Here is a 13,077-nt window from a genome sequence, read left to right as displayed (position 1 = left end):
AGCGCTAATAAGGGGAGGACCTCTGTCATGCTCATGACTTATGGGACATGGAAGCCCCTTTGTGATGTGTATAGATTTTTGCTATGTTAAAAAATACCCATGCTCAGATACCGTTCCCCGGTATCCGGCGCAATGCAGAGCACCCGGTGTCCCGGCCCCAGTCCCTTCGCGATGCGAAGGGAGGCCCACACCGAAGCCCCAGAGGAAGGGCCGAGCAACAGCCCTTCCCGGGCAGCAAGCTGCCGCATCGTATCCAGTGCGTCCTCATCGGACACCTGGATGATGGCATCCCACACGTCGGTATTCAGGATGTCCGGAATGAATCCCGGACTTGTACCGACGAGCTTGTGTGGTCCGGGCTCGCCACCGGACAACACCGGAGAACCTTTGGGCTCCACCGCATAGATGCGAATACCGGGTAACTGCTTGCGCAGTTCTTCCCCGGTTCCCGTAATCGTTCCGCCAGTGCCCGCCGTAGCGATGAAGGCGTCCAGCCTGCCATCCATCTGCTGCATAATCTCGGGAGCCGTCGTGATCCGGTGAATGTCCGGGTTCGCCTGATTCTCGAACTGCTGCGGAATGAAACTTCCCGGAATGTCTGCCTGAAGTTCTTTCGCTTTGCGAATTGCACCAGGCATCCGCTCCGCAGCAGGGGTGAGCACCACATCTGCGCCATAGGCTTTCAGAATGTTGATGCGCTCCTTGGACATATTGTCCGGCATGATCAGAATAGCTTTATATCCTTTGGCGGCGGCATTCATCGCAAGACCTATGCCCGTATTGCCACTGGTTGGTTCGATAATGGTTGCGCCGGGTAGCAAGTGTCCCGCAAGTTCAGCCTGAATGATCAGATTGTATGCGGCACGGTCTTTGACGCTACCACTTGGGTTGAAGTATTCCAGTTTCACGTATACGTCAGCGGAGTCGCTGCCTGTGAGTCGGTTTAGTTTAACGGCAGGTGTCTGGCCGATTAGTTCTGTTACATCTGCGGCAATGCCTGTATGTGCGGTTGTTTGTTTAATCGAATGTGTATTCAAATCCATGAAGTACAGCTCCTTGATTGATAAGACGTTGAGAGTTTATCCGGTTGAAATCAATTCATGCCTTATTGGAATGGTTGGATATCTCTTCTCCATCTTAATGAACGTAACCTTCCGTGGTCAACTTGTTTTGCTGCGGATGGGTTCAATATTGTCAGAGTTGTATCAAGTCTGCGCCAAGTCCATCTGCAGATGCCGACTGAGTTCTTTTTTGACTTCGTTTCGTGCGAACGTCCATAACATGTAAAAACGTTGCCAATACCCCCTGCACATATACAGAGTTTCGATACCCTCGGCTTCCCGTTTCTCTTCCAGTACTTTGACACCACGGGTTCTCATCTGTTTACGAAGGGTCAACATCTCCTTGAGCACATTGTTCTGAATGCGGGTCAGCGACAGAATGTAGACTTCGGGCATCTTCAGCAGCAGCGTATCCAGTGTGCGAATATCTCGTTCAAGTACATCCAGCAATAGCGTGCGCACAACCAGGCCTTTAATCAGACGATGGTCTTCATCCGAAGGGGGTGGGGCGGAAGTTGAGGATGTCATATGTTCACTTCCTTAGCCATAAATATATCGTTTTAATTAGGAACAAACGTTCCTGTTTATAGTATAGTCAGCATAATCCTGAGCCATGCAGGTTTCAACCTGAAAATATTTACATTCTCTCTTAAAGGCAGGTTGAATCACTTAAAAGCCCTTGTGAAATAAGTCTCGTAGGCAATTTCAACTTGTCGGAATGCAGAACATAAAAGGAGAATGTACTCCCCGTGTTTAGAGTTTGTTTATAGTAGCTCGTTATAATATCTTTAAAATTTCAAACCAGATCGAAAGGAGTGCTAAATCTTTTAAAAATACATATTTCGATGGATGTACGTCTGATGGATATACGAGCCATATTAGTTGAGTAGCTCTTAAGTAGATTTGTAAGGTTTAGACGGAGATGAAGTCGCGAGGGACAAGGATGTTATATGATGAATGGAAGGACGATGGTGATGAATAAAAGATTACTGAGGTTTAAAAAAGTGATAACGATGCTGATTGTGGCTGCTTTAACTTTTGGAGGATTTCCAGGGTTTCAGGGTTTAGATGCAGATCGTGCTTATGCGGCAAGTGGAACGTGGACAGATGTGGGTGGCGCCGGAATTACATCAACACAGGCGGAGAATATAACGTTGGTTTTTGATCGGGAGGGTACACCGTATACAGTATTTAAGGATGGAACCAAAGGCGGGAAAGCAACGGTTCTAAAATATGTTTCTGGAGCATGGCAATACGTGGGGCCTGCCGGTTTCTCTACCGGGGTGATACATAACACCTCATCGCTCGCATTTGATTCTCATAATACTCCATACGCAGCTTATCAGGATGGTGATAATGGAAGTAAAGCAACTGTTATGAAATTTAACGGAGAACAATGGGAGATTGTAGGTAGTGCTGGTTTTTCAGCTGCGGCCGCGGTTTATGTATCAATTGCAATTAGTCCTGATAACATTCCTTATGTCGGGTACCGTGATCAATCTGTGAGTAATAAGATTACAGTGAAAAGATTGAATGGAAATCAGTGGGAAAATGTTGGCCCAGTCGGATTTACAACAAATAATGCTTCTGGATTATCTCCAATAGTGTTTGATGCTGCGGGAATTCTTCATCTTGCTTACACAGATTCAACGAATAGAAAAGCAACGGTAATGAAATTCTTGGATGCACAGTGGAAAAGTGTGGGGAATTCTTTATTTACAGCAGCTGAAGCTTCCTATCCATCCCTGGCTTTTAGCCCGGATAATATTCCTTATCTTGCTTTTCAAGATGGAGCAAATAGCTTTAAAGCTACAGTTATGAAGTTTAACGGTACCCAGTGGGATATTGTAGGTAATCCAGGATTTTCCTCCGGTACATTAAACAGTATGTCTCTAGCATTTGATCCTCAAGGTATTCCGTACACCGCTTTTAAAAATCTACCGAGTAATGGCATGATGATGCAACAAGGTGTAATGATGAAATTGGACGGGGCTCAGTGGACTGTCGTTGGAGGAGAGCCATACTTCACAGGTTCGATAAACGAATCTTCACTCGCATTCGGCCCGAACGGAATGCCATATGTTGCATATGCAGACGCTACTAAAAGTAACAAATTGACAATTAAGACCCTCTCTACAGAACATTCAGTGACTTACAATGCCAATGGTGCAACTACGGGTAGTGTTCCGGTAGATAATCAGAAATATGAAAAAGATGCAACGGTGACAGTGCTAGATAACTCGGGAGTGCTTGAGAAAGAAGATTATCAGTTCGTCGGATGGAATACATCCGTAGACGGCAGTGGAACTAGCTACAGCGCAGCGGATACATTCTCCATGAATGATAGTGATGTTACCTTATATGCACAGTGGCAACCGCTATATGTAAATATTAGTTTTGAATCCAATGGTGGATCGGAGGTTGCTGATCAAAAGGTGGACTATAACAGCCCAGCAGTAAATCCTGATGCTCCGGAAAAAGCAGGATATACGTTCTCGGGCTGGTATCAGGATAGCCAACTGCTTCAACCTTTTGACTTCAATACGAACTTGACGCAAAATATTACACTGTACGCGAAGTGGAAATCATCGACAGCAACACTTTCCAGTCTGGTAGTGAGTTCGGGTCAGTTGACACCTGATTTCTCTGCAGATGAACTCGATTATCGCGTAGATGTGGAATCTGATGTGACAAGTCTAAACGTGGCCTTGGGCAAAGCAAATGACGGACAAGTAGTACAGGTAACAGGTGCTACAGGTGAAACCGTGACGGATGGTATATACACATACACAGTTACGGATCTGGTATACGGCTCAAATCTTGTAAACATTAATGTTCAGGCGGAGGACGGCACTAGTAACGACTATAAACTTAACATCAATCGAATTGACATCACCAATGCCAAGTTGAGTGAAATAACTCTACCTTCGATCACATTATCTCCGACATTCAGCCCGGAAGAAGAGATATATGAAGCGACAGTCAGCAGTTCTGTTAGCACGACTGAAATTAGCGTTAAACCCGATCAAATGGGAGCCACAGTGAAAATTAATGGTATCAGCGGCAACAGTACAGTCGTGCAATTAGTCAGTGGTATGAACACAATTACGATCGAAGTAACTGCATTGGACGGAATAAGCAAGAAAACATATACGCTGAACATCAAGCGGAATAGTGATAGTTCAGGTGGATCGGGTGGCAATGGAAGCTCAGGTGGTTCCAGTTCTGGTGGAAACAGTGCAAGTACACCAGTGACTAATCCCGTCGTAACTCCGCCATCCACAGGTGCTAAGGTGCTCGTGAACGGTAAAGCCGAGAACGCTGGAAGCTTAGCCACTACTGAAGTGAACGGGCGAAAAGTTGTAACCCTTAAAGTGGACGCAGCTCTCATTGGACAGAAACTTCAAAACGAGGGGAACAACGCTATTGTGACGATCCCTGTGACAGGTAATGGCCAAGGAGATCTGGTTATTGGTGAACTGACAGGCCAGACAGTCAAACTCATGGCTGACAAACAAGCCGTATTGGTGCTTCAAACGGATATTGCCTCTTACACGTTACCTGCACAGCAGGTTAATATTGAGAAGCTCGCGCAGCAACTGGGTATGAATTCTGACAATTCCTTGGAGAACATCAAACTGGGAATCGAAATTTCACAGCCAACAGAAGCTGTCATACAGACAGCACAATCAGCAGCTCAGCAAAATGGATATACTCTTCTGGGATCACCAGTTGATTTCAAAGTAACAGCCACCTTCGATGGCAAATCCGTGAGTGTGGATAAGTTCAATAGTTATGTATCGCGTACGATTGCATTACCAGCGAACGTTGATCCAACTCAGATCACCACAGGTGTTGTAGTGGATGCAGAAGGAACCGTGCGCCATATACCCACAAAAATTACACAGGTCAATGGGATATACCATGCACAGATTAACAGCTTGACCAACAGTGTTTATGCCGTTATCTGGCACCCGCATACCTTCACTGATGTAACCCAACACTGGGCCAAGACAGAAGTGAATGATTTGGGTTCACGTATGGTTATCGAGGGAATCACGGACACCACATTTGAACCGAACCGTGGAGTTACACGTGCAGAGTTCGCTGCTATCCTGGTACGTGGATTAGGATTAAAACCTGGAGGACAGCTTAACTCCTTTAACGATGTGAGTGGAAGCCAGTGGTACGCGGGTGCTGTGAACACAGCGTCCAGCTATGGCCTAATCGATGGATATGAAGATGGAACATTCCGTCCACAGGCACAGATTACTCGTCAGGAAGCAATGGCGCTCATAGCACGAGCTATGACAGTGACTGGAATGGAACCAGCTGCATCTGCCGGGAACGTTCAGCAATGGTCTGATTACGCGGATGCTGAGCAAGTAGCAAGTTGGGCGAAGGAAGCAGTAGCATCGAGCATCTCCGCCGGACTGGTGTCCGGACGTGGAAAAGATATAATTGCTCCGAATCAATCGATTACCCGCGCCGAAACAGCTGTGATTATACGCAGATTACTTCAACAGTCCGGTCTCATCTAGACAGCCCCAGCTTATAAGTACGAAATTACGAAATAATGACTACTGAAACAGGCAGCGCTAAGTTAGCGTCGCCTGTTTTTTTACAGAAAAAAATTAAATGCTATTCAACTCTTATTGAAATTTGTATAGGTCAAAATATATTTCTCTTTTTTATTTACAGAACATATGTTCTTATATTATAATTGGAAATAGCAAGTGCAGGAAAGACGTGAACTATTACGAGCATTCCTCGTCTTCTTTAGTTTGCTGAAAGCAATAAACAGGACAAGCCTGCTCCAAAATAAGGTATAATTTATGGGTTTTGCAGGAAACCTAAGGCCATAAACCAAATAAGCTTATGCAATGCAGTCTGCTACAGAAGTAATTACAAGCAACGAATTGCGATCATGATTCAAGGATGACTTGCCTTAACACGATGGCACCAGGTCAACGAGTATAAGCAGTTTTATTTTTAGCGAAAATGAGCAACAAAAAAGCCCCTGCCTTGGGCGGCGGGGCCTATGGAATACTGCCGATTCAGCGGCAGGTTTGATGATGTGTTCAGAAATTAAGCAAGATATTGAGGTTTTTCGTAGAACGCCTCTTTTTCAAGGATGACCTTATAAGGTCTTTCCTTGCCCTTCAGGGAGGGCCCAATGGTAGTTAGCGGTACGGCCGGCTTGTGGAAACGATCTTCTTCCTTGGGTTCCGGAACCGGTCGTGATGATTCGGGCGCAGAACTGAGGCGTACCTTTTTTTCGCTGCCCCAGCGCTTGCTTATTTTTTTCGTTTCCGGTTTCATTCCGGTTCGCCTCCTAACAAATCGTTGATGGCGTTGAACAGTTGACGATTCTGTAGGTCAATCTGCTGAAATACCGCCTCATCCGCTTCAATATGTCCAATAATGTGAACGGTGATTACATACCTCTTGGCTACAGGATAGCATAGCAGATACTCTTTCTCAAGGTAATCATCATACAGGTTAATCTTGATTTTATTCTCCCGGTAAGAATCAATCACCAGGATACGCTTGGGATCATCCGGTTGTTTGTCGTCGTTAGCGGACAAGTCATACTTTCTCCCCGGTTCTCCAACATTACCACATAATTGCTCAATATAACCACTGTCATCTGTACGGTATATGGCTGTGCCACGTACAGCGAATGGAGGATGAGAGACAAAGGCAGTACGCAGGGCATCGCTCATTCGCTCCAGCATCTTGGCATCTGCTTTGCGGGTACGCAGCAATTCCCTAAAGAACCGCAGCAACTTAAGCAGTTGTAACCTTGCTTCTCCCTCAGTGCGTTTATGCTTCTCAATGATGTTCTCCAATTCTGGATCACTCCAGCGTCCTTGTTCCTCAATACTGTCTGCGATTTTGGAACATGCCACGGACACGGCTGGTGCCCACTTTCCGTCGGAACGGATTTCATATACGAGTGGATTTAATCCCAGCAGATCTGTGGGCATACGCAATCCTTCGACCTTGGTTGTGTCCTTGATGTCTGTAATATCCTCAGGAAGAATGAAAAAAATACGTTTTCGTCCCAGACGACCCATAAACAGACCCATTTCCAGCATTGTATTATCCCGGACCGACGCGTAGTACTTCCCGCGAATTTTGGATATATCATCCGGATGAAAAATAAAAATGGCAAAGTCAGTCGTACGGACCTCTACTTCCAGGTCGTCCATGGTATAGCTGCTTGGATTAAAAACCCCGGAATACCAAGGGGTAACTTCGGCTGAAAAACGTAAGTTTTCGTGTACTGCGGCTGCAATCGGCTTCGCTTCCAGCGAGCAGCCAATAAAGACTCTTGGCTTTAACGTTTTCATCAATCCGCCTCGCTTAAACGGTAGTGGGATTCAATTGTTATATTATACCATAAACAGCAGAGTAAGTCTGGAAACGTCTGAACTGGACAAAGAATAAGCCGATTACGTTTGCTATAGTGTATGTGTGAAAGGAAAATGATTCCTTTAAAAAGCGCAAGAAAATAAAAAAAGGCCCCAATTTGTCACAGTTGGGTGACTGACAGTTATTTTTGGAAGCTTTGGTCATAGAATAAAGGAGCAGGTTGCACCATTAGCAAGCATTGCTTATCCTGGTGTTGCCGTATGACTGCTGGAGCAGTCCAAAGGCTGCTTTATGCCTGTTTTTGAGGGGTCTGCTGTTTAGACCCGGTCACGTTGGTGTTATATAATAGAAGAACAAGCAAGTTAGCTTTGGTGTTTAAACTGAATGAACTTGCAACTGGTGTAAGTTGGATTTACAATTTACACAGGAACGAAGAGTGCAGAACCCATCTGTAGAAGCGAAGCGTTCGCCTGAAAGCTTTCTGAAAGAAAGCAGCTTCGGAAGCATAGGCTATCACCGGATTTTCCCCAGAGGGAAAATGGAATTCCAAAAATCCGGGGATAACCGCGATCAAAAGAGGGTACTGTAATCCAAGTGTAAGTGTACAATTAAATGTTCAAGTTTATGCATTGTAGTTATTTTTCAGTTTAACTGAGCACAGCTAACCACAACAGAACAGAAAGGATCAGGATACCATGAGTTCCCGAAGGACAATCTCCCCAAGGACGATCTGGAAACGTTACGATCTCTCATACACATAGCGCCCCTTGTAGAGTACACCAACCGGTTTCAAAAAAACGGCTGACTCTGCGAAAGAGGGGATTGGAATGAATATTCGAAGGACGTACACGATGATTTCTTCCAGGCTTACCTTTTGCAGGGTACGGTCGGTCTAAAAAACCAACCTACAAACTGCGAGGGAACCTGAATGAAGAGAACATCGTTAACCTTACAACACGTTAAAACAGAGGCGATCAAATTCGCCATTATGCTACTTGGTACATTTATTTTAGCTTTTGCTTATTATCACATTAACTTTCAGAATCATTTATCGGAGGGCGGATTTGTTGGTCTGGCCCTGCTCGGAAAATACGCAACAGGCTTATCACCTGCTATCGGTATGTTGTTACTGGACATTCCGGTCATGATCCTGGCTTGGTTCCTCAAAGGCTGGAAATTCATGATTCAGGCATTGCTTGGCGTCGGTGCATTTTCCCTATTCTATGACGGCTTTGAACGATACTCCACACTGGTATTGTCGTTTAACGGAAATCTGTGGATTCCGGCAGTTCTATCCGGTATATTGACAGGGGTAGGCGCTGGGATCGTGCTTCGATTCGGTGGAGCGACAGGCGGAGACGATATTCTCGCCGTGCTGGTTAGCCGCTGGAAGGGATGGAAGCTGGGAACAGTTTTCTTTGTCAGCGATGCTTTTGTATTGGGATTGTCGCTTTTCTTTCTTCCGGTAAAAGAAACTTTATATACGATTCTGGCCGTATGGATTGCCAGTAAAGTCATCACGTACGTCGTTAGTGTTCCGGCTCGCGGAACCGTGGTTACAACTTCGGCTGTGAAATTGCCGATGCCATCGGCTGCAGCCAAGGCAGTTAACGCTGCTGCTATTTCACAACGGACTACGGTGGCTAGAGGGGTATCCAATTAACCATACGTTTCAGAACAACCATAACCTGTATGCATCATATTCAGGTCTTGATAGTTAAAGTTCATACAAAATCCCTTTTGACTGCTTTTCAGCAGCAAAAGGGATTTTGTTGTTTTTGCTCATGGAATGATTTTATATTCGCTGAACTGTGGAATGACAGCCCACTGTGAAAACAGCCATTTTCCGATGTCATCCGATTCATTCAGGGCTTGATCGAAGAAGCGATCTGACCATCCTGATTATGGATAATCGCTCGAATATTTTGTTTGCTACTAAGCTCTTTGGCCTTATCTACAGCTTCTGCTTTAGTATCAAATGTCGACAGATAGGTAGACTTTCCTTCTTCCTTGATCGCCCAACCGGAGTCGGTAGGCACGACATGGATGTTGTCATGACTTTTGGACGAAGAAACGGGCTCGGAATGACGACGTTCTGTGGAGTCCGATTTCGAACGTTCCGGCACGGGATGATTCTCATCCCATTCTTCCGCCTTAGCTGTCGCTATGGCAATCGAGCGTCCTTCCTCATACCCATCATCGAGCAGAGCATTGGCAATCTCAATTGCTTTATGTCTGACACGTGGTTCCAGATTCTTCATGGATACCGGATATTCCTGTTTGTTCCAAGGCATATGAACCCCTCCTGTACAATAATGGATTAGTTGTATATTACCCTCTGAGGGGAGGGATAAACGATGAACAGCCGAGGTCGTAAGTGCATTTACCGATGATCTATATAAATTGAAATAAACATTTACACGAAACGGAGAGGACAGAAAAAAACCTGAAGAAACGAAGTGCTCGCCTTTATCCCCGGATTTATCCCTTTCTAAAAGGAATCAAAAAATCTGGGGATAACAGCGATCGGAAGGTTGTTCTGTCATCGGAGTGTCCAGTGTAAACATTTTTATTTCAACTTATATAAAAGGATCTTGTTCCTATACTTTTGCAAGCCAGAGGAGTATAATGCTGTCCATGAAAGAAATAAGTTCAATAACAGGAATATAAAGGAGTACATACATATGTTTAGTCTTAGTCTGGCAATCCCTATGCTGTTCACCATGCTGATTCATGCCGCAGACAGCTTGTCTTACGCGCTACGCCTTGGTGGACTACGCACCCGCAGAATCGCGCTAGCCATTTCTTTGGCGGGTATCTTGCTGCTGGTTTCTAGAACCTCGAATATGGCCCAGGGCCCAATGGTAGGTAATCTGGTGGATACCGCAACACGTGGAGCCAATCCACACTTTGCGGCACAGCTACACTGGTTAATGGGTGCGGCAACGATTGGAACGGCATTAGCCATATTGTGTTTTCCAACCATGGTGAAGCTCTCATCAAGAATGGTTGTACATTTTGAAGCAGCCGGTTCCATCCCTGCGATGGTTCGCGGTATGCTGAAGCGAAACAAGATTAGAAATGCAACGTATTACATCACCCCGCCATCCTGGAAGATGGCCAAACGATTGGTACAACATGGGATGCCAAGACGCTTAATGCTGCTTAATGTAGCGGTAACCGCAATCTATACCACAGGTGTCCTGTCCAGCTTATACGCAGCGTACCTTTACCCAGGGCAGGCTGTAGCTGCATCCCAATCAACCGGGTTAATTAACGGAATAGCGACTATTTTGTTAACCATCCTGATTGATCCCCGGATTTCCCTGCTCAGTGACAAATCGTTACGTGGCGAGATCCGTTTGGATCGCATGAATCAGATTTATGGTTGCATGCTCGTGTCCCGTCTATTCGGTACACTGTTGGCACAGTTGTTATTAATTCCATTTGCGTATTGGATCGGTTGGATCGTAAGTATGATGTGACGACTCTTTCCTGAATTTTAGCCAGGCACTCTCTTGTACATCTTTTGAAACAGCAAATGAGAGGGTGCCTGTGCAAATTGAATTGACGGGGTATTTGTGCTGTGATAATATTAGACTGAATAGTCGGTTTAATTTATGGGGGTTTTTCCAATCGAAGTTAAACGAAGAAAAGATGTTGCCCAGATAAAAAAAGACATTGCACGTAATACCAAGGAACTGTTTGCCCAAAAGGGATATAGTGCAACTTCCATGGAAGACATATGTACGATTAACAATCGGAGTAAAGGCAGCATCTATTATCATTTCAAAAGCAAAGAAGAGTTATTCATGTATCTAATCAAGCTTAACAATGAAGATTGGATGGATGCTTGGCTGGACAAAGAATCCGAATATAAGACTGCCATAGACAAACTGTACGGACTTGCTGACCATTACGTGGATGATTTGGCTAACCCGCTGAATCACGCCATTAACGAGTTTGTCTCGGGTCAGGTCGTCAGCCAGGAGATGCTCGATGAGATGCTTTCCCTGATCCGTATTCCGTATGCGACATATGAGTCCATTATTACTAAAGGGATGGAAGATGGGGAGTTAAAACCCGATGACCCACAGGATGTAATGCACATTATCTACGGTCTGTTTAGCGGATTGACTACACTCTATTATGAGAAGGACCTTACAGATATTCGTCGTATTTACCACAAAGGCATGGCCGGTCTGCTAGCAGGCATTCAACAACGTTAACCATGAAAAGCTGATGTAACGTCAGTTTTTCTTTTTAAATATTAATAAACCGGACAGTCGGTTTAAAAGAGGAGATGGAGAATGAACACATTGTTCAGGAATAAAGCTTTTTTAATCGTGACAGGGTCTGATCTGCTGCAAAATCTGGCGATATGGATCCGAAATATGGCAATCCTCTATTATGTAATGGATCGAACTCAGGGAAGTCCAATAGCTGTCTCGCTGATTACCGTACTTGAATATGCCCCGATTTTTGTTTTCTCCATCATAGGCGGTGCACTTGCTGATCGCTGGAATCCCAAACGTACGATGATACTGGGGGATATTCTGAGTGCGTTGTCTATTGTCATGATTATCGGTGTTTTATCTTCGGGATATTGGCAGATTCTATACGTAGCCACGTTTGTATCCTCTATTGTTAGTCAGTTTTCTCAGCCATCCTCTCTAAAGATTGTAAGGCGAAATGTAAAGGGAGAACATTTGCAGTCTGCAATTGCTATTACCCAGAGTGGTCAATCGTTGTTTTTAATTCTCGGACCAATCGTCGGAACGTTTATATACACTGCAATGGGGATTCAGGCGTCTATGTACGCATTACTCATTCTATTCCTCACCTCTGCGCTTCTACTCACATTTCTGCCTAAAGACGCCACTCAGCGGGAAATAAATACCTCATTATTAGCGGATATCAAAGAGGGCTGGCAATATGTTGCTCGATCTCGCTCGTTAAAAATGCTTAGTCTGATATTCATCTGTATAGGGCTTTCTGCGGGTCTCATCAGCCCACTTGGAATATTTCTGATCACTGAACGTCTGGGACTTGAAGCAACGTCGTTACAGTTCCTCTCTGGAGCGTCCGGATTAGGTTTATTGATTGGAGGAGGTATTGCGGCTGCTGTAAGTGCCAAGCTGAACCAGACCTTAACTCTGCTTGTAGGTGTGCTCTGTCTGGCTGTAGCCACGATGGGGGAAGTGTTATCCAGTTGGTTTTGGCTGACCCTTTTGATCAGCTTCTTAAGCTCAATCAGTTTGGCATTTATCAACGTCATCATCTCCACGTACTTGGTCACCCGGATTGATGAGCACTTGATCGGGAGAGTGAATGGCACCATTACACCTTTATTCATAGGAAGCATGCTTCTTGGATCTTCCATGGCAGGTGTACTGATGAACAGCACATCCATTTTTATCGTCTACGCAATCTCGGTTACCGTGATGATCATGGGTATTGTTCCAGCGATGCGAATTCAATTTCGTAATGATCAGACGGCTCCTGCCAGCCAATTGAATTCGGAAATCTCTTCGAGCCAAACCTAATCAAATACATTCTTGTGCAACAATAGTTTGTCTATGAAAAAAAAAGAATGTACAACAAAAAAGCAGCGGGATCATCCCACTGCTCTTTTTGT

At 45.0% G+C, this 13,077-nt stretch carries 10 protein-coding genes; 5 read left to right on the top strand and 5 right to left on the bottom strand.

Annotated features, from left to right (window positions below; translation table 11 throughout):
• Nucleotides 1-86: 86 nt before the first annotated feature.
• Nucleotides 87-1,043: a cysteine synthase A gene (cysK, locus tag MHI12_RS19915; RefSeq protein WP_405170113.1), complete on the bottom strand. Its 957-nt coding sequence runs from the start codon at nucleotides 1,041-1,043 to the stop codon at nucleotides 87-89.
• Between the two features lie 162 nt (nucleotides 1,044-1,205).
• A complete protein-coding gene (locus MHI12_RS19910) occupies nucleotides 1,206-1,589 on the bottom strand; it encodes a hypothetical protein (protein ID WP_405170112.1) in 384 nt (127 codons plus the stop codon).
• 446 nt (nucleotides 1,590-2,035) lie between these two features.
• On the opposite strand from MHI12_RS19910, the gene MHI12_RS19905 reads away from it, so the two are divergent.
• Nucleotides 2,036-5,602: an S-layer homology domain-containing protein gene (locus MHI12_RS19905; RefSeq protein ID WP_405170111.1), complete on the top strand. Its 3,567-nt coding sequence runs from the start codon at nucleotides 2,036-2,038 to the stop codon at nucleotides 5,600-5,602.
• Between the two features lie 547 nt (nucleotides 5,603-6,149).
• Here the strand turns inward: MHI12_RS19905 and MHI12_RS19900 are convergent.
• Nucleotides 6,150-6,383, bottom strand: a complete 234-nt coding sequence (locus MHI12_RS19900; RefSeq protein ID WP_017687536.1) for a hypothetical protein — start codon at nucleotides 6,381-6,383, stop codon at nucleotides 6,150-6,152.
• Entirely contained in the window at nucleotides 6,380-7,417 is a 1,038-nt protein-coding gene (locus MHI12_RS19895; protein ID WP_051447360.1) for a nucleotide-binding protein, read from the bottom strand. Before MHI12_RS19895 ends, MHI12_RS19900 begins: the two co-directional genes overlap by 4 nt.
• A gap of 950 nt (nucleotides 7,418-8,367) precedes the next feature.
• Here MHI12_RS19895 and MHI12_RS19890 point away from each other — a divergent pair.
• Nucleotides 8,368-9,102 (top strand): YitT family protein, encoded by a 735-nt coding sequence (locus MHI12_RS19890; protein WP_036614465.1) that lies wholly within the window; start codon nucleotides 8,368-8,370, stop codon nucleotides 9,100-9,102.
• Between the two features lie 202 nt (nucleotides 9,103-9,304).
• On the opposite strand, the gene MHI12_RS19885 is transcribed toward MHI12_RS19890, so the two are convergent.
• Nucleotides 9,305-9,733, bottom strand: a complete 429-nt coding sequence (locus tag MHI12_RS19885; protein WP_405170110.1) for a DUF2188 domain-containing protein — start codon at nucleotides 9,731-9,733, stop codon at nucleotides 9,305-9,307.
• A gap of 390 nt (nucleotides 9,734-10,123) precedes the next feature.
• Here MHI12_RS19885 and MHI12_RS19880 point away from each other — a divergent pair, with 390 nt between their 5' ends.
• The 3 genes from MHI12_RS19880 (at nucleotide 10,124) to MHI12_RS19870 (ending at nucleotide 12,985) form a co-directional block, all read left to right on the top strand.
• Complete coding sequence (locus tag MHI12_RS19880; protein WP_405170109.1) at nucleotides 10,124-10,924, top strand: lipid II flippase Amj family protein; 801 nt, start codon at nucleotides 10,124-10,126, stop codon at nucleotides 10,922-10,924.
• A gap of 135 nt (nucleotides 10,925-11,059) precedes the next feature.
• Complete coding sequence (locus MHI12_RS19875; protein WP_405170108.1) at nucleotides 11,060-11,668, top strand: TetR family transcriptional regulator C-terminal domain-containing protein; 609 nt, start codon at nucleotides 11,060-11,062, stop codon at nucleotides 11,666-11,668.
• A gap of 81 nt (nucleotides 11,669-11,749) precedes the next feature.
• Nucleotides 11,750-12,985, top strand: coding sequence for an MFS transporter (locus MHI12_RS19870; RefSeq protein WP_405170107.1), 1,236 nt, complete (start codon nucleotides 11,750-11,752; stop codon nucleotides 12,983-12,985).
• Nucleotides 12,986-13,077 lie beyond the last annotated feature (92 nt).

Source organism: Paenibacillus sp. FSL H8-0280, assembly GCF_045040665.1.
Classification (GTDB): Bacteria; Bacillota; Bacilli; order Paenibacillales; family Paenibacillaceae; genus Paenibacillus; species Paenibacillus xylanexedens_A.
The sequence above is the reverse complement of the archived record's forward strand: the minus strand, read 5'-3'. Positions and strand labels throughout refer to the sequence as shown.

Excerpts from the sequence above, each read along its gene's own strand:
- MHI12_RS19875 (WP_405170108.1), top strand. The coding sequence starts at position 11,060 with ATGGGGGTTTTTCCAATCGAAGTTAAACGAAGAAAAGATGTTGCCCAG.
- MHI12_RS19905 (WP_405170111.1), top strand. The coding sequence starts at position 2,036 with ATGAATAAAAGATTACTGAGGTTTAAAAAAGTGATAACGATGCTGATT.
- MHI12_RS19880 (WP_405170109.1), top strand. The coding sequence starts at position 10,124 with ATGTTTAGTCTTAGTCTGGCAATCCCTATGCTGTTCACCATGCTGATT.
- MHI12_RS19910 (WP_405170112.1), bottom strand. The coding sequence starts at position 1,589 with ATGACATCCTCAACTTCCGCCCCACCCCCTTCGGATGAAGACCATCGT.
- MHI12_RS19890 (WP_036614465.1), top strand. The coding sequence starts at position 8,368 with ATGAAGAGAACATCGTTAACCTTACAACACGTTAAAACAGAGGCGATC.
- MHI12_RS19870 (WP_405170107.1), top strand. The coding sequence starts at position 11,750 with ATGAACACATTGTTCAGGAATAAAGCTTTTTTAATCGTGACAGGGTCT.
- cysK (WP_405170113.1), bottom strand. The coding sequence starts at position 1,043 with ATGGATTTGAATACACATTCGATTAAACAAACAACCGCACATACAGGC.
- MHI12_RS19900 (WP_017687536.1), bottom strand. The coding sequence starts at position 6,383 with ATGAAACCGGAAACGAAAAAAATAAGCAAGCGCTGGGGCAGCGAAAAA.
- MHI12_RS19895 (WP_051447360.1), bottom strand. The coding sequence starts at position 7,417 with ATGAAAACGTTAAAGCCAAGAGTCTTTATTGGCTGCTCGCTGGAAGCG.
- MHI12_RS19885 (WP_405170110.1), bottom strand. The coding sequence starts at position 9,733 with ATGCCTTGGAACAAACAGGAATATCCGGTATCCATGAAGAATCTGGAA.